13 protein-coding genes and 1 riboswitch are annotated in these 15,921 nt (G+C 72.2%); of the genes, 7 read left to right on the forward strand and 6 right to left on the reverse strand.

All coding sequences use genetic code 11. The features are described 5' to 3' along the window. Nucleotides 1–50 precede the first annotated feature (50 nt). From AB0M54_RS27510 to AB0M54_RS27520, 3 genes are all read right to left on the reverse strand, one after another. The gene (locus AB0M54_RS27510; RefSeq protein ID WP_364474438.1) at nucleotides 51–1,109 is read right to left on the reverse strand and encodes a cobalamin-dependent protein; all 1,059 of its coding nucleotides are present in this window, start codon (nucleotides 1,107–1,109) and stop codon (nucleotides 51–53) included. After that, on the reverse strand, nucleotides 1,106–2,776 hold the full coding sequence (locus AB0M54_RS27515; RefSeq protein ID WP_364474440.1) for a PP2C family protein-serine/threonine phosphatase: 1,671 nt from the start codon (nucleotides 2,774–2,776) through the stop codon (nucleotides 1,106–1,108). The genes AB0M54_RS27510 and AB0M54_RS27515 overlap by 4 nt, the downstream gene beginning before the upstream one ends. Nucleotides 2,777–2,841: 65 nt before the next feature. Then, on the reverse strand, nucleotides 2,842–3,615 hold the full coding sequence (locus AB0M54_RS27520; RefSeq protein ID WP_364474442.1) for an exodeoxyribonuclease III: 774 nt from the start codon (nucleotides 3,613–3,615) through the stop codon (nucleotides 2,842–2,844). A 293-nt stretch (nucleotides 3,616–3,908) separates the two neighbouring features. On the opposite strand from AB0M54_RS27520, the gene AB0M54_RS27525 reads away from it, so the two are divergent. Beyond that, on the forward strand, nucleotides 3,909–4,469 hold the full coding sequence (locus AB0M54_RS27525; protein WP_364327795.1) for a hypothetical protein: 561 nt from the start codon (nucleotides 3,909–3,911) through the stop codon (nucleotides 4,467–4,469). On the opposite strand, the gene AB0M54_RS27530 is transcribed toward AB0M54_RS27525, so the two are convergent. After that, nucleotides 4,445–6,829: an EAL domain-containing protein gene (locus tag AB0M54_RS27530; protein ID WP_364474444.1), complete on the reverse strand. Its 2,385-nt coding sequence runs from the start codon at nucleotides 6,827–6,829 to the stop codon at nucleotides 4,445–4,447. The two genes, AB0M54_RS27525 and AB0M54_RS27530, sit on opposite strands and share 25 nt — an antisense overlap. Nucleotides 6,830–6,865: 36 nt before the next feature. Then, nucleotides 6,866–7,711 carry a universal stress protein gene (locus tag AB0M54_RS27535; RefSeq protein ID WP_364327789.1) on the reverse strand — a complete coding sequence of 282 codons (846 nt, stop codon included), beginning with the start codon at nucleotides 7,709–7,711 and terminating at the stop codon, nucleotides 6,866–6,868. 161 nt (nucleotides 7,712–7,872) lie between these two features. Here AB0M54_RS27535 and AB0M54_RS27540 point away from each other — a divergent pair, with 161 nt between their 5' ends. Further along, complete coding sequence (locus tag AB0M54_RS27540; protein ID WP_364327786.1) at nucleotides 7,873–9,156, forward strand: citrate synthase; 1,284 nt, start codon at nucleotides 7,873–7,875, stop codon at nucleotides 9,154–9,156. 411 nt (nucleotides 9,157–9,567) lie between these two features. On the opposite strand, the gene AB0M54_RS27545 is transcribed toward AB0M54_RS27540, so the two are convergent. Continuing rightward, the gene (locus AB0M54_RS27545; RefSeq protein ID WP_364474446.1) at nucleotides 9,568–10,998 is read right to left on the reverse strand and encodes a glycosyltransferase; all 1,431 of its coding nucleotides are present in this window, start codon (nucleotides 10,996–10,998) and stop codon (nucleotides 9,568–9,570) included. Nucleotides 10,999–11,051: 53 nt separating this feature from the next. Here AB0M54_RS27545 and AB0M54_RS27550 point away from each other — a divergent pair, with 53 nt between their 5' ends. From AB0M54_RS27550 to AB0M54_RS27570, 5 genes are all read left to right on the forward strand, one after another. Then, nucleotides 11,052–11,360, forward strand: coding sequence for a metalloregulator ArsR/SmtB family transcription factor (locus AB0M54_RS27550; RefSeq protein WP_364474448.1), 309 nt, complete (start codon nucleotides 11,052–11,054; stop codon nucleotides 11,358–11,360). An 8-nt stretch (nucleotides 11,361–11,368) separates the two neighbouring features. Further along, nucleotides 11,369–11,887 (forward strand): SRPBCC domain-containing protein, encoded by a 519-nt coding sequence (locus AB0M54_RS27555; RefSeq protein ID WP_364474450.1) that lies wholly within the window; start codon nucleotides 11,369–11,371, stop codon nucleotides 11,885–11,887. A gap of 195 nt (nucleotides 11,888–12,082) precedes the next feature. Continuing rightward, entirely contained in the window at nucleotides 12,083–12,580 is a 498-nt protein-coding gene (locus AB0M54_RS27560; RefSeq protein ID WP_364474452.1) for a SigE family RNA polymerase sigma factor, read from the forward strand. Next, entirely contained in the window at nucleotides 12,577–13,836 is a 1,260-nt protein-coding gene (locus AB0M54_RS27565) for a hypothetical protein (protein WP_364474454.1), read from the forward strand. Before AB0M54_RS27560 ends, AB0M54_RS27565 begins: the two co-directional genes overlap by 4 nt. 130 nt (nucleotides 13,837–13,966) lie before the next feature. After that, nucleotides 13,967–15,532 (forward strand): gluconokinase, encoded by a 1,566-nt coding sequence (locus tag AB0M54_RS27570; RefSeq protein WP_364474456.1) that lies wholly within the window; start codon nucleotides 13,967–13,969, stop codon nucleotides 15,530–15,532. 236 nt (nucleotides 15,533–15,768) lie between these two features. Continuing rightward, nucleotides 15,769–15,870, forward strand: a riboswitch (cobalamin riboswitch). Nucleotides 15,871–15,921: the final 51 nt, after the last annotated feature.

Raw genomic sequence — 15,921 nt, forward strand, 5'->3', positions numbered from 1 at the left:
GTGTGGATGTGGCTGTGGAACGCGCTTCGTCAGGAGATCATGCGACGACGCTAATCCGCGTCGGCCGGGGGCCGCAACCGAATTGATCCGGCGTCGAGCAGGCGCAGGCAGCCGGGCCAGTCGTGGAGCTGGTCGCGGATCACGCCGAGGCCGGCGGCGAGCGCCTCGGGCGGGACGCCGCGGGCGGTGAGCACGCTGTTCGTCCAGTCGATGAAGTCGGTGAAGACGCGGTCCTCGCCGACGTAGAGCGCCGCGGCCAGGAAGTCGACGATGTGGCCGGTGTCCTCGGCGGTGGCGTCGGCCTGGCGCTGGTCGTACCGGCGGACCTTCGGGTAGGCGGCGGCCAGGCGTTCCAGCGCGGTCGCGATCAGGTCGGCCCGGTGGCGGACCACCCAGGTGTACTCGTCGTCGCCCAGGAAGGCCGAGGTCGACGGGTCGTCGATGACCGGCGGCCAGTCGATGGCCAGGCGGGCCACGGCGTCCTCGGCGCTGCCCGCCCAGGCGTCGGCGCCCATCTTCTCGGCGTAACGGCCGCCGGGGCCGAAGCCGCGCCCGCCCGCGATGACCGGCACCCCGGCCGCGCGGCAGGCCGTGATGGCGGCGTGGGCGCGGGGGAGCCGGGTCGCGATCATGCAGCTCAGCGCGACCGCGTCGGGGCCGGTCTGGTGCAGGTGGGTGACCAGGTGGGGGCCGGGGACGCTGGCGCCGAGGAAGTCGACCCGCCAGCCGTCCAGGCGCAGGGTCTCGGCCAGGATGCGTACGGGCAGCGCGTGCCACTCGCCGTCCACGCAGGCGATGGTGAGCCGCCCCCGGTGCGGTCGCACGTTGGAGCGGGCGGCGACCGCGGCCAGCGCCCGCTCGCTGATGGCCGTGGCCGCGTGTTCGCGGGCGATCGACCACTCGTTGGCCGCCCACAGCTCGCCGACCCGCTGCTGGGCCGGGGTGATCAGGTCGGCCATGATCCGCTGCGCCGGCACGCCCTGGTCGAGCAGCGCCGTGACGGCCTCGACCGCGCCGAACTCGTCGCCGTCGCCGATCAGCCGCAGGAAGTGGTCACGGAACCCGGGATCGTCCAGGGACCGCTGGGCACTGCTGGTGAAGACGGTCATACGCGTTGCCTCGGGCGGCGCTCGTTCCGCCTGGAGTCGATCGCGAAGGGGGACGCGTTGCGGGCGCCGCCGCCGCGGAGGCTGAGCGGGGTACGGGAGGGAGCACGCACCGCGAGCATGGCGATGTCGTCCCGCGTCCCGCCACGCACCCAGTCGGAGACCAGTTGCCGGATCCGCTCGACGGCCGCCGCGCCCGGCATGCCATGGCAGCTCGACAGGGCGGTGTGCAGCCGCTGCTCGCCGTACTGCTCGTTGCCGGACGGCCCGCCGCGCGCCTCGGTCAGCCCGTCGCTGTAGAGCAGGCACAGCTCGCCGGGGGCCAGCTCGACGTCGGCCGGGTGCACCACGATGTCGGGGACGACGCCGACCAGGGTGCCGGAGGTGGCCACCTCCTCGACCGTGCCGTCGGCCCGCAGCACCAGCGGCGGCGGGTGGCCGCCGGAGGCCAGCCGGAGCCGGACCCGGCCGTGGTCGGCGCGGACCACCGAGCCGACCACCAGCGTGACGAACCGGTGTTGCCGGCCGCCCTCGAGCAGGGCCTGGTTGAGCACCCCGAGCATCTCGTCCGGCGGCACCTCGACCAGCCGCAGCGCGCGCAGCGTCTGGCGCACCTTGCCGGTCAGCACAGCCGCCTCGGGGCCCTTGCCGCACACGTCGCCGAGCGCGATGACCGTGTCGGGGCTGCGCGGCGTCGGCTTGAACACGTCGTAGAAGTCGCCGCCGACCCGCAGCGAGTCGCGGGCCGCCTGGTACGAGCCGATCAGCTCGACGCCGTCGGGCTGGGGCAGCTCGGGCGGCAGCAGGTCGGCCTGGAGCACGGCGGTGGTGTCGACCTGGTCGCGGTAGAGCAGGGCGGCCGAGATCGCCGCGCCGGCCCGGGCCGCGAAGATCCGGGCCAGCAGCTCGTCGTCGTCGCTGAACGCGGCGTCCGCGCCGCGGCGGGCCAGGATCAGGGCGCCGGCCGGCTCGGCGTTGCCGGGCAGCGGGATGACCAGCAGCGCGCCGATCGGCCCGGACCCGCGCGGCAGCAGCCAGTCGGGCGCCTGGCCGGCGTCCAGCCAGCGGCTCGGGATGGGCGGGAAGTCACCGAGCGCCTCGACCAGCCCGGGCACCTCACCGAGCCGCCGTTCGCGCAGCGTGCCCTCGTCGACGGTGGCCCCGGCGACCAGCCGGACCCACTCGCTCTGCCGGCGCACCGGGGGCAGGACCACCACGGCGGCGTCGGCCAGGTGGGAGACGGCCAGCTCGGCGGTGGTACGCAGCGAGCGCCGATGGTTGAGCGAGGCGGCCAGGCGACGGCCGGCCTCGGCCAGGAACGCGGTGCGGGCCCGCTCCTGCTCGAGCGGGGTCACATCCTGCAGGTACCAGCCGTAGTGCTCGCCGCCCAGGGCACGCCGATCGCCCTGGACGTGACGCCCGTCGAACTGGGCCGTGAACGTGCGGCCACCGGTGGTGATCGCCTCGTTCAGCGCGGCGATCGGCGACGAATCGGCCGACATGCCTGGTCGCAGGGCCGGCGTCAGCGCCCGAGCCGCGTTGTTGACCAGCAGGATCTCGTGGGTATCGACGGCGCACAGCACGACGGCCTCGGAGGTGGCGTCGAGGGCAGCTCGCAGCAGCGCCGGTGCCGGCGCCAGGACGACCGGATCGGTCCGATCCGTTGTCATGCGATCCCCTTCCATCCCCGACAGCCTACGTGCTCCGCCGCCGGGAGGCGCTGCTCAGCGTGTCGTCACCGATCGATCTCGACCACGATCGGAGCGTGATCGGACGGCCCCTTGCCCTTGCGCGCCTCGCGGTCCACCACCGCATCCTTGACCGTGCCGGCGACATCGGCGGTGGCGTAGACCAGGTCGATCCGCATGCCCATGTTCTTGTGGAACATGCCGGCTCGGTAATCCCAATAGGTGAAAGGGTGATCACCCTTCAGAGGGCGGGCGGGCACATCGGTGAACCCCAGGGATCGGATGGCGGCCAGCGCCTCGCGCTCGGGCGGGGTCACGTGGGTGGCGCCGACGAAGGCGGCCGGGTCCCACACGTCGGCGTCGGTCGGCGCCACGTTGAAGTCGCCGGCCACCACGACCGGCCCGGCCGCGACGTCGTCGGCCAGCGCCGTTCGCAAAGCCGACAACCACGACAGTTTGTACGTGTAGTGCGGATCTTCCGGCGTCCGGCCGTTCGGCACGTAGACCGACATGAAACGGATGCCGCCGCAGGTGGCGGTGATCGATCGCGCCTCGGGACCGGGATAGCCGGGCTCACCGGGGAAGCCGTTGCGTACGTCGGCCAGGCCGACCCGGGACAGTACGGCCACGCCGTTCCAGCGGCCCTGCCCGTACTCGGCGGTCTCGTACCCCAGCTCGCCGACCTCGGCCGACGGGAAATCACCCGGCGCGACCTTCGTCTCCTGCAGCAGCAGGACGTCGGGTTTCGTGTCGCCCAGCCACTCCAGCAGCCGGGGGAGACGTGCCTTGACCGAGTTGACGTTCCAGGTCGCGAACCGCATGCGGCCCAGCGTACGAGGCTACCCGGTGTGCCGCCGGCTACGAACCGCCACGAGCAGGGCGCCGCCCAGGCCGAGGGCGAGAACCAGCAGGGCGAGAACGAGCCACACGTTGCACTCGGCACCGATCAGTCCGGTCACCATGGCCTCCCTTCCCTATGACCTGTGTAACTCATCGGCGCGCGTCGCGCGACCGCAAGCGATCCGTGGTCGCGAATCATGCCCGACCGAGTGGTGTCCGCACCAGACCCGATTGTCTGGTTCGTGGCCGCGATCGATCGGCTAGCTTCTCTCGCGTGCCGAACATCAACGGGGTCGAGGTATTCGACGAGCTGCCGGCGGACCTGATCGACCCGGCCTGGGAGTTCTACCGCACCACGTTCTCGCCGCTGGTCACCCGATCGGCGACCCGCCACCTGATGACCCGCGCCGAGTTCGAGCCGATGATGGCCGACCCCCGGGCGCCCAAATTCCTGACCCGGGACGCCGAGGGCGTGACCGGGCTGTCCGTGATGACCGACGACCTGAGCGCGGTCCCGCTGATCTCCCCGCCGTTCTTCGCCGCCCACTGGCCCGAGCTGTACGAGCAGCGCCGGCTGATCTACTGCGTGTTCATCGGCGCGGTCACCGGCGACCGGGGCGACGGCGTCTTCGTCGCCCTCCAGCAGCAGATCTACGACCGCATGGTGCGGCCGGTCGACGCCGCGGTGCTGCTGGACATCTGCATGTGGAACGAGTCGCACCTCAGGCTGCCCTGGGCGGTGGAGGGCATCCTGACCAGGATCGGCGGCGCCGCGACCGCCACCCGGGTCGACAGCCAGTCGTACTGGCTCTACGAGTTCTCGGCCGCGAGCTGATTGCGGCCCCTCGCCGCCGGGCCGGTCGAGCGCTGGTTCTTGCCCGGCGGCAGGCTCGACGCCGCGGCGGCCCGGCCGGCCGCCGGCCCGCCCGCGTGCCAGTGCGCGGCGAACTCGGCCGGCGCCACCGCCGGTCCCCACAGCCAGCCCTGGCCCTGGGTCACGCCGACCGCGGCCAGGGCGTCGCGCTGCCCGCGGTTCTCCACACCCTCGGCGACGATGCTCAGGCCCAGCGCGTAGCTCATCGCCACCACGGCCCGCACGATCTCCTCGTCCTCCAGGCTCTGGCCCAGGCCGGAGACGAACGAGCGGTCGATCTTGACACCGGTGACCGGGAACTTGCGCAGGTAGCCGAGCGCCGAGAAGCCGGTGCCGAAATCGTCGACCAGCAGGCGGACACCCAGCTCACGCAGCTCGAACAGGACGCGTGAGGTGACGCTGGAGCCGTCCACCATCACCGACTCGGTCATCTCCAGGGCCACCGCGCGGGCCGGCACGCCGTACTTCATCAGCTCGGCCGAGACGATCAGCGGCAGCTCGGCGTCGTTGAGCTGGCGCGGCGAGACGTTGATGGAGAGGTAGAAGTCGTCGGCCACGGTGCCGTCAGCCCGCCACTCGGCCAGCTGGCGCACCGACTCCTCGCGGACCCAGGTGCCGATCTGGGCGATCATCCCGGAATCCTCGGCGATCGGGATGAACGCCATCGGCGGGATCGGGCCCCGGGTCGGGTGGTTCCAGCGCAGCAGCGCCTCGGCGCCCAGCGGCCGGCCGGTGTCGAGCCGCACGATCGGCTGGTACGCCACGTGCAGCTGCCCGTCGGCGAGCGCCTTGCGCAGCTCGGCCTCCAGCTCGATGCGCTCCCGGACCCGGTCGTGCATGGAGGTGTCGAAGATGGTGGAACGGCCGGGCCCCTCGCTCTTGGCCCGGTACATCGCGGTGTCGGCGTCGCGCATCAGCGCCTCCGCGGTCACCGCCGGGTCGCCGTCGGCCGCCGCGTGGGCGATGCCGACCGAGGCGCTGATCACCACCTCGGTGTCGTGCACCGCGAGCGGGTGGGTGAAGCAGCTCCGGATCTCGTCGACCACTCGCAGGGCGCCGGGCTTCTCCCCGACGTATGCCAGCAGGAACTCGTCGCCGCCGGTGCGCGCCACCCGTACGCTGTGCGGCACCGCCGACCGCAACCGGCGCGCCACCTCGATCACCAGCTGGTCGCCGGTGTCGTGGCCCCACGAGTCGTTCACCCACTTGAAGCCGTCCAGATCGAGCAGGTAGACCCAGACCCGGCGGTCGTCCATCGGCGGCGTCTCGATCAGCAGCCGCTCGACGTGCGCGGACATCGAGCGCCGGTTGGGCAGCCCGGTCAGCGGGTCGTGCATGGCCTGGTGCTCGGAATGGCGCTGGGCCGCCGCCTGGGCCCGGACCGCGGTCGCCGCCCGGGCCAGGAGCAGCAGCATCATCAGCCCGCCGCCGGCCCCGATGGTCAGCCGGTACGCCGGCGAGTCGTCGCCGACCAGCACCACCAGCACGAACGGCGCGATCACGGCCGGGCCCAGCAGCGTCATCCGCCGCCACGACCAGGCCTGCACCGGACGCCGGGCCGCGCGGCTGACCTGGGCCACCGACGGGTGCAGCGCGGACATCCCGAGCAGGGCGAAGCCGAGGATGAACGGCACGTCGAGCAGCGGCGAGTCGTAGGTCTTGCCCGACAGACCGATCACCGCGTACGCGAGATCCCCGGTGAACATCAGCACCATCATGCCGATGAACGTCATCAGGCTGACCGGGAACGTGGTCGCGGTGAACGTCAGGTTGACCACGAGCAACAGCAGAATGACGTCGAAGAGGGGGTACGCCGCGGCCAGCGCCGAGACCAGCATCGGCCGGTCGCTGATCGCCGCGGTCGGCGCCGCCAGCAGCAGCACGCCGAGCAGGCCGCCGGCCAGGAAGACGATGAGCCCGTCGAGGACGGCCAGCCCGTCCAGGCTCCGGCGGCTGCGCAGCAGGATGACGAAGCAGGCGGCCAGGGTGAAGTAGCCGGGCACGATCAGGAAGTCGGTGATCAGCGATATCGGGATCGGCTGGTCGGAGAAGAACGGCCGGGTGACCACGCCGAGCAGGAACAGCAGCGCGGTCACGCCGAGCAGCAGCCAGGCCGAGCGCGGCTCGGCGCCGAATCGGCGCGGGCCGGCGAAGCAGGCCCAGACGGTGCCGACGCCGATCACCATGAAGGCCAGCATCGCGATCTCGAGCTGGCCCAGGCTGGTGGCCACCAGGTAGATCGCGGTCGCGACGAGACCGGCCATGGCGAACACGCGCCACAGCCGCCGGCCGGCGGACGAAGCGCCCGCGGATCCTGACACTGAGCCCCCTTGGCGGGCTCCGTCAGTCGCCGAGGATCAAGAAGCCTGGGTGCCCGCCGAAGGCACCGTACCCGGTGACCAATGGCCCGTGGCAGTGGTTCCGTGGACAAACAACGTCGGGCAGGCGCCGCGGCGGAGCAGCTGGAGCGCCACCGGCCCCAGAAGCTGCGTTCCGTCCATTCCCCGCGGCCCGACGAGTACCATCCGCGCCTTCCGCGACGCCCGGACCAGCGCGCTGCCCGGCTCGCCGATCAGCAGGCGGGTGGTCGCGTCGTGCGACTCGGGCACCGCCTCCATCGCCCGGTCGAGCAGATCCTGGCCGGCCGGCCGCCCTGCCTTCCGGGAGACCACGTGGGCCACCTCGAGCGGCAGCGCGCGGCGCGCGGCCTCCTCGGCGGCGAGCTGCAGGGCGTGGAGCGACTCGTCGGAGCCGTCGACGCAGGCGAGCAGCGGACCGGACGGCGGACGCGGGCCCCGCGCCACCACGGTCGGGCAGAACGCCCGGGACACCGCCTGGTAGAGCACCGAGTCGACCGGCGCGTCGTCCTCGTCACCGAGCACCAGCAGCTCGGCGCCGCGGCTCTGCTGCACCAGCACCCGGACGGCCAGGCCATCGGCGACCAGGCCGCTCGCCTTGACGCCCGGCACCGAGCGCTGGGCCGCGGCGACCGCCCGGTCGACCAGCCGGCTGGCCTCACGCCGGGACTGGGCGTACCCCTGGGGCGGCCGTCCGAATCGAGGGTCAGGCCAGCTGAAAGCGTGCACCACCCGCAACTTCCGGCCTCGGGCCACGGCCTCCCGGGCGCCCAGACGCACCGCGGCGAGGCTCGCCGCACTGCTGTTGACGCCCACGACCACGGGGGACTGCTTCGGGGTCCGCATCGACACCCACCTCCACGGACCATTATCTATGGCGTACGCGATTCCTCGCGCTTCGTGATCTATTCCTCAGAGCATTGGCCGCCTGATGACCCATTCAGGTTGAGGGTTTACGGTGAACTTCACGTTCTTGGGGACATCTGCCGGTGAAGTGAGGGAAATACATGACGGATGTCAAGCTTGACCACCCCGGTGGCCAGCTGTCGATGCCGGTACGCTCCGCTACCGAGGGTCCCGGTGGCATCGAGATCAGCGCGCTGCTGAAGGAGACCGGCTTCGTCACCCTGGACACCGGCTTCGTCAACACCGCCTCGTGCGCGTCGACGATCACGTACATCGATGGCGACGCCGGCATCCTGAGGTACCGCGGCTACCCGATCGAGCAGCTCGCCGAGAAGGCGTCGTTCCTCGAGGTGTCCTACCTCCTGATCCACGACAAGCTGCCGACGCCGGCCGAGCTGGCCGCGTTCAGCGACCAGATCCGGATGCACACGCTGCTGCAGGAGGAGATGCGCAACTTCTTCTCCGGCTTCCCGCGCGACGCCCACCCGATGGCCGTCCTGTCGTCCGCGGTCACCGCGCTGTCCACCTTCTATCAGGACGCGCTCGACCCGACCGACCAGGAACAGGTCGAGATCTCCGGCATCCGCCTGATGGCGAAACTTCCGACCATCGCGGCGTACGCCTACAAGAAGAGCATCGGCCACCCGCTGCCCTACCCCGACAACTCGCTGGACTACGTGCAGAACTTCCTGCGCATGACCTTCGGGCTGCCCACGGTGGAGTACGACGTCGACCCCGAGATCGCCAAGATCCTCGACATGCTCTTCGTGCTGCACGCCGACCACGAGCAGAACTGCTCCACGTCGACGGTCCGGCTCGTCGGCTCGGCCCAGGCCAACCTGTTCGCCTCGGTCTCGGCCGGCGTCAACGCCCTGTCCGGCCCCCTGCACGGCGGCGCCAACGCGGCGGTCCTCGAGATGCTCGAGCTGATCAAGAAGGACGGCGGCGACGTCGGCACCTTCGTGAACCGCGTGAAGAACAAGGAAAAAGGCGTCAAGCTGATGGGCTTCGGCCACCGGGTCTACAAGAACTACGACCCGCGCGCCGCCATCGTCAAGAAGGCCGCGCAAGACATGCTGTCCAAGATGGAGCGGCCCGACCCCCTGCTCGAACTGGCCTTCCAGCTCGAGGAGATCGCCCTCAGCGACGACTACTTCGTCTCCCGCAAGCTCTACCCGAACGTCGACTTCTACACGGGCCTCATCTACAAGGCGATGGGCTTCCCGACCAAGATGTTCACGGTGCTGTTCGCCCTGGGCCGCCTCCCCGGCTGGATCGCCCAGTGGCGCGAGATGATGCTCGACCCGGCCACCAAGATCGGCCGCCCCCGCCAGCTCTACACCGGCGAGGCCGAGCGCCCGTTCGTCGCCATCACCGAGCGCTAACCGTCCGCCTCGGCGGGTTCCTCCGCCACAGCGGTTCCGTCGTCACAGCCTCCGGCTCTCCTCAGAGCCGGGGGCTGTTTCGCCGGTCCGGCGCGGGCTTCTCCTGTCGCGTCCGTCGCTTGTCGCGCCGGCTCTCCCTTGGGGCGCGGGTCCGTTGTTCGGCGCCAGCTCTCATTTAGATACGCGCAACGTCGAAGTCACATGACGCACACGCCGGGCCGTCGCTGGTCACCCTCCCTGCCCAGCCGCCGGGTCGTCCCGCGTGGCTCGCGCCGCCAACCGCCGCGCCGTGCCGCCAACCGCCGCGCCCGCCGCCCGCGCGTTCGCCGCCCGCGTCCGCCGCCCGCCACGCTCGCTGCCTGCCGTGCCCGTGGTCGCGGCGCGCCCCTGGTCATTGTTGGTTCCTGTTGCTTATTTCAGTGCGTCCAACCAGGCGAGGATGGGGGACGGGCCGTCTTCGGTTGAAAGGCGGGCGGCGATTGCCTCGGCTCGCGCGCGTCGGTGGGGGTTGGTGGTCGCTTCCGTCAGGGCGGCGGCCAGGTGGTCGGAGGTCAGGCGGGACATCGGGATCGGTCGAGTGCCCGCGCCCAACGCGTGGACTCTCGACGCCCAGAAGGGCTGGTCGGCCAGCACGGGCACGGGCACCGCGGGGACGCCCGCCCGAAGCGCCGCAGCCGTCGTGCCCGCGCCGGCGTGGTGAACGACCGCGGCCATTCGAGGGAAGAGCCAGTCGTGTGGGGCCTCGCCGATGGTGAAGACGTCGCCACCGCGCTCGCCACCGCCACCTCCGCTGCCGCCGCGCTCGCCGCCACCTCCGCTGCCGCCATCGCCATCGCCGCCGCTGCCGCGCTCGCCGCCGCTGCCGCGCTCGCCGCCGCTGCCGCGCTCGCCGTCTGCTTGGTTGGTCTTGCTGCTGGGGACGCCGCTGGTGTGGGCGTTGAGGGTCAGGCCGGCCCAGCCGGCCTGGATCACGGCTCGGACGCCGGCCTTGCGGATGGCGCTCTGGATGATGGGGGCGAGGCGGGCGCCCTGGGCGGGGGCCATGCTGCCGAAGCCGATGAAGACCGGTGGTGGGCCGGCGGCCAGGAAGTCGTGCAGGGCCGGCGGTGGGGCCCAGTCGGTGGGGGAGTGGGGCCACCAGTAGCCGGTGACCTCGAGCCGTGGGCGCCAGTCGCGGGGGCGGGGGACCACGGCGGTGCTGAAGCCGTGGAAGGTCGGATATCGGCCGGCGTCCTGCCAGGTGCGGAGCTCGCGGATGGACTCGTGGGGCAGGCCCAGGCGGCGGCGCAGGTCTTGGACCGGCTTGGCGTACAGGGACTGGCTGATCTGGTTGGCGGTCCAGGTGATGGCGTAGTTGCCGTGGCGGCCGACCGAGCGGCCGCCGAGCAGGACCGAACCGAAGTCGCCGGTCGGGGCGATGGGCTGGAGGAAGACGCCGGCCCACGGGATGCCTCGCGCCTCGGCGACCTGATAGCCCAGCGGCGCCACCACTGTGGACAGCAGCATCACGTCGGGGCGGGTCTCGTCGGCCGCCCGGGCGATGCCGTCGCCGAGCCGGTTGATCAGGGGACGGGCGATCTGCAGCAGGCGGGCGAGCGCGCGTGGTCCCGTACCCGATGATCTGCCGTCCTGTCCACGCGCCTGCGGGAGAATTTCGCGGAGATCGCCGGGGATGGCCTGGAAGGGCAGGCCGGCGGACGCGAACGTGGCCGCGAACGGGGCATGCGACGCCACCGTCACGTCATGGCCGGCGTCGCGCAGGCGGGCGCCCAGCCCTGTGTAAGGGGCGATGTCGCCCACCGAACCCGAGGTCACGATCAGCACCCGCACGATCACCATCATGGCACTCCTTCCATGCCTTGACAGTTATATAACCTGTCTGGCATGTTGGCCACATGGCGCTCGACACAATGGCCGTGCTGGCCGAACCGACCCGCAGACGCATCTGTGATGCCCTGCGGCTGCGTGAGTCCGGGGTGGCCGAGCTGGTGGCCGCCCTGCGGATGAGTCAGCCGGCCGTGTCCAAACACCTGCGGGTGCTGCGTGACGCGGGCGTGGTCAGCTCGCGGCCGGTGGCCCAACAGCGCATCTACCGGCTCGAACCCGGGCCGTTCCAAGAGCTCGACGCGTGGCTGGGGCCATACCGCGAGCTCTGGAGCCACAGTCTCGACCGGCTCGAGCGACACCTCGACAACAACCCCTGAGGAGCGACATGTCCCCGATCGACCCCGGAGCGCCTCACGACGCGACCGCCACCACGACCGACGACGGCTGGACCCTGATCATGGTGCGCGACCTGCGACATTCGCCCGAGCGGGTGTGGACGGCCCTGGTCGACCCGGCCGAGCTCGACCAGTGGGCCCCGTTCGCTGCCGCCGAGGCGCTCGACACGACCGGCGAGACCACGCTCACCATGGTCGACGGGGACACCAGGGCCGAGATGCCCGCGATCGTCAAGACGGTCGACAAGCCGCGCCTGCTGGAATACACCTGGGGCGGCGACCTGCTGCGCTGGGAACTCGAACCGACCGTCGCGGGCACCCGGCTGACGCTGCGCCACCAGTCACCCCACGCCGGCATGGAGGCGATGGTCGCGGCCGGGTGGCACCTCTGCCTCATCGTCTGCGACCAGCTCATCGGCGGGCACGCGGTGGGCGTCATCCGGGGCACCGAGGCGGTCGACCACGGCTGGGAGGGGCTGCGCGACGGCTACGCGAAGCTGTTCAGCTGAGACGAGTCCTGTCGATCAACCGGGAGAGAGGCGATGCGTTCGGCGTCGGCCGCCCGCCGGGCGCTTCACGTGCCGTGCCGCCGCCCGCCGGGCGCTCTGTAGGCCGCGCCGCCACGCGTTCGGCGCCCAGCCGGGTGCAACCCCGCCTACGTGCGCGGTGTCAGGGGAGGTGAACAACCGGGGGAGAGGCGACGGATGCGCACAGGGTTCGACGAGTTCGTCCGCACGCGGAGCACGGGCCTGCTGCGGGTGGCCTTCCTGCTGACCGGCGACCGGCACACCGCCGAGGACCTTCTCCAGGAGGTGCTCGAGCAGATGTACGTGCGCTGGCGCGGCGTGCAGGGCAACCCCGAGGCGTACGCCCGCCGCGCGCTGGTCAACCGGGCCACCAACCGGTGGCGGCGACGCCGGAGACGACCCGAGGCGCCGCTGGCCCACCACGATGTGGCCGAGCCCGACCACAGCGACGGCGTGCTGGTCCGTGACGTCGTGATCGAGGCGCTGCGCGCGCTGCCGCCGAGGCAACGGGCGGCGGTGGTGCTGCGCTATCTCGATGACCTGCCCGTGGCCGAGGTCGCGGCCGCCCTCGACTGCTCCGAAGGCGTGATCAAGAGCAACACCTCCCGGGGTCTCGAGCGGCTGCGCGCCGTGCTCGGGCCGGCCGTTTTCAGCACCGATCGGGGAGAGCGATGACCGACCTGGAAGTCCACGAGGTGCTCAACCGCGCCACCGCCGAGCTCAACGCCCCGGCCGACCTGCTCGACCGCGTCACCGCCGGCGGGCGGCGCCGGGTGATCCGGCGGCGGGCGCTGCTGACCGCGGGGCTGGCCGTGGCCGGCGCCGGCGCCACCGCCGGTGTGCTCCGGCTGGGCGGCGGATCCGGTGTCACGCCGCCGGCCAACGACCGGCTCGACGCACCGACCCGGGGTGACCTGGCCACCGACGCCGTCTTCCTGGACGCGGCGATCAACGCCTGGCGGTCGGCCCTGCCGGCGTCGGTGCGTACTGTCGGCGAACCGAACGTGGCGTGGGCCGGCACCACGCCGGCCGGGCGGCTGGCGCTGGTCGCCCAGCGCATCCCGCTCGACGACCCGCCCGGCGGGCCGGTCCACTACGGCGTCACCGGCTTCGTCGAGCTGCGCGACGGCGCGTCCCAGTGGACGGTCGGCGGCCCCGAGACCATGGTCACCGGCTGGGACAACGCGAACGCCTTCCTGGTCGGCGAGGCGGTCGACCCGGCCTTCCAGAAGTTCGTCAAGCAGTGGAGCGACGCCTCGCGGAGCCCGCAGACGCTGATCGTGGTCGACGACGGACGCCCCACCCGGTTCGCCTCGCGCTACACCGTCGACAGGGCCGGTCGCATCGTTTGGTCGTTCGAGGATGTCGCCTTCCGCGAGGGCTCGGCCACCCGGCCGATCTCCAACCCGGCCTCGTTCGCGCTGGTCGCCGGGGGGCGCCGGGTCGAACTGGGCAACCCGAAGGGCAGCCTGCCCCTCGATGAGTTGCCCTCGTCGCGAGAGGTCGGGCTGGGCGGGAGCGGCGACGAACGGCGAGACGTCCGCAACATCCCGGGCTACGAGGACATGTCGGGCTATCACCACCCGTCCCTCACCACCGCCTGGCGGATCGCCGGTGTCACGCCCGACAACCGCGCGTTCGTCCTGCAGACCATGGTCGACGACCGGACGATCCGGCTGTTCCGGTTCCTCGACGGCGAGCAGCCCGAGTTTCTCGGGGTCGTCCCGGAACGCCGCCAGTCCGCCTTCGCCACGCGACTGCCCGACGGCCAGGGCATCGTGTTCGCCTCGAAACGATCCCGCTTCCGCTACCGCCGGCTCAACGGCGGCTGGATCACCAACCCGGACGCGGCGGCCCTGCTGCCCCCCGACACGCTCGAGATCCGCTACCAGGACGGCGCCAATGAGGTGCTCTTGCCCGTCCCGACCTGAGACCCAGAGCGGAGAAGACACGGAGGCGGTTCGGCCTGGGGCCTGTGCGGAGACGGCATCGAGCGCGATGGGGGAGGTCGCCGGGTCCGGTCCCGAGCCGGTGGGCGGGACAGGCCCTAAGGTCGAGCGTATGGACGTCGTGATCGGGATCGACAGCGGGACCACCGCGACCAAGGGCGTCGCCGCGGGGCTCGATGGTGAGTTGCACGCGCACGCCAGCGTGCACTATCCGCTGCTGGTGCCCGGGCCGGGCCGGGCCGAGCTGGACGCCGACCGGGTCCGGGACGCGGCGGTCGAGGCGCTTGTCGACGTGGCCGGTCAGTGCCGTGCGGCCGGTCACCGGGTGGTGGGGGTCAGCCTCAGCTCGTTCCTGCACGCGCTGGTTCCGATGGACGCCGACAGCAAACCGCTCGGCCCGCTGGTGACCTGGGCCGACGGGCGGGCCGGTGGGCAGAGCGCCGCGATCGCCGACCAGGGGCTGGCCAAGAAGCTGCTGGCCCGCACCGGCACCCCGGTGCACCCGATGGCGCCGCTGTCCAAGCTGGCCTGGTGGGGCGCCACCGACCCGGAGACGCTGCGCGACACGCCTCGGTGGGGTGGCGGCAAGGAGCTGATCCTGTCGGGGCTGGCCGACGAGGCGTACCTGCTGGATCTGTCCCTGGCCTCGGCGACCGGCCTCTACGACATCCATGCGCGGCGGTGGGATCCGGAGGCCCTGGAGATCGCCGGGGTTCGCGAGGACCAGCTCGCCGAGGTTGTGCCGACCACGCGGCGGCTGCGGCTCAAGGCCGAGGTGGCGTCCGCGGCCGGACTGCCCGCGGACACGCCGCTGATCATCGGGGCGGGCGACGGGCCGCTGGCCAACCTGGGTGTCGGGGCCACCCCGGCGGGGGTCGCGGCGGTGTCGCTCGGCACCAGCGGCGCGATGCGTACGGTCGTCGACCAGCCCAGCTCCGACGAGGCCGGGCGGCTGTTCTGCTACGCGCTCACCGAGGACCGCTGGGTGGTCGGCGGGGCGGTCAACAACGCCGGGTCCGTGGTGCGCTGGGCCGGGCAAGCCTTCGCCGCCGGGTTCGCGCGGCCGGCCGCCGAAGGGGAGAACGCCGACGAGATCGACGCCGCGCTGCTGATCGAGGCCCAGTCGGCGCCGCCCGGCAGCGACGGACTGCTCTGCCTGCCCTACCTGCTCGGCGAGCGGGCGCCCTGGTGGCGTGCGGGGATGCGCGGCGCCTTCCTCGGGCTGGGCCGCGAGCACGGCCGGCCCCACCTGGTCCGCTCGGCCGTCGAGGGGGTGTGCCAGCAGGTGGCGCTGGTCCGCGACTCGTTCGACGCGGCCGGGTTCCCGGTGACCGAGGTACGCGCGACCGGCGGCGCCGTGGCGTCAGACCTGTGGGTGGGTGTGCTGGCCGCCGCGCTCGACCTGCCCGTGGCCATCGCCGACACGCCCGAGGGTACGGGGCTGGGCGCCTGCCTGCTCGGCTGGCACGCCCTCGGCTCGCTGCCCGACCTGGACCAGGCCGCGGGGCTGGTCGACATCGGCGCGCCGACCGTGCCCGACGCGGCGAACGCCGAGCTCTACCGCCGGCAGCGCCCGCTGATCGAGGAGGCGGCGCTGTTCGTGGCCCACCTGTCCGAGCAGCTGACAACGCCGGTCGCCGCGCCCGACGACCGCAAGAGCGGTGCTGTGCCCGGCTGAGGCGCCGGAAGAGCGATGTCCCTGCACGGTTGACGGGCCGGAGAAGCGGTCGAGGGTCCGGAGAAGCGGTTGAGGGGTCCGGAGAAGCGGTTGAGGGGTCCGGAGAAGCGGTTGACGGGCCGGAAGAAGCGGTTGAGGGCCGGGAGAAGCGGCGCCGTTCACTGCCGGGGCACGACATGAGCGTCACATTGACGTGGTCGTAGTCCGTCGGGTTGAGTTGCGGGCGAGCGGTAGCGGAGGAACCCGGTGTGAGTCCGGGACGGTCCCGCCACTGTGACCAGGTCGTGTGCGTGACCGGTTCGCCGGTGATCGTGCGCGGTCCGGGAGTCAGGAGACTCCGGCCGCTCGAACCACCGTCGCCCGGGCGAGGACCCGGGGCAGAAGGGAAG

The organism is Actinoplanes sp. NPDC051470, from assembly GCF_040682035.1.
GTDB lineage: Bacteria > Actinomycetota > Actinomycetes > Mycobacteriales > Micromonosporaceae > Actinoplanes.

Coding starts and splice junctions, on each gene's coding strand:
- AB0M54_RS27510 (WP_364474438.1), bottom strand. CDS start 1,109: ATGACCGTCTTCACCAGCAGTGCCCAGCGGTCCCTGGACGATCCCGGG.
- AB0M54_RS27515 (WP_364474440.1), bottom strand. CDS start 2,776: ATGACAACGGATCGGACCGATCCGGTCGTCCTGGCGCCGGCACCGGCG.
- AB0M54_RS27520 (WP_364474442.1), bottom strand. CDS start 3,615: ATGCGGTTCGCGACCTGGAACGTCAACTCGGTCAAGGCACGTCTCCCC.
- AB0M54_RS27535 (WP_364327789.1), bottom strand. CDS start 7,711: ATGCGGACCCCGAAGCAGTCCCCCGTGGTCGTGGGCGTCAACAGCAGT.
- AB0M54_RS27540 (WP_364327786.1), top strand. CDS start 7,873: ATGACGGATGTCAAGCTTGACCACCCCGGTGGCCAGCTGTCGATGCCG.
- AB0M54_RS27545 (WP_364474446.1), bottom strand. CDS start 10,998: ATGATGGTGATCGTGCGGGTGCTGATCGTGACCTCGGGTTCGGTGGGC.
- AB0M54_RS27550 (WP_364474448.1), top strand. CDS start 11,052: ATGGCGCTCGACACAATGGCCGTGCTGGCCGAACCGACCCGCAGACGC.
- AB0M54_RS27555 (WP_364474450.1), top strand. CDS start 11,369: ATGTCCCCGATCGACCCCGGAGCGCCTCACGACGCGACCGCCACCACG.
- AB0M54_RS27560 (WP_364474452.1), top strand. CDS start 12,083: ATGCGCACAGGGTTCGACGAGTTCGTCCGCACGCGGAGCACGGGCCTG.
- AB0M54_RS27565 (WP_364474454.1), top strand. CDS start 12,577: ATGACCGACCTGGAAGTCCACGAGGTGCTCAACCGCGCCACCGCCGAG.
- AB0M54_RS27570 (WP_364474456.1), top strand. CDS start 13,967: ATGGACGTCGTGATCGGGATCGACAGCGGGACCACCGCGACCAAGGGC.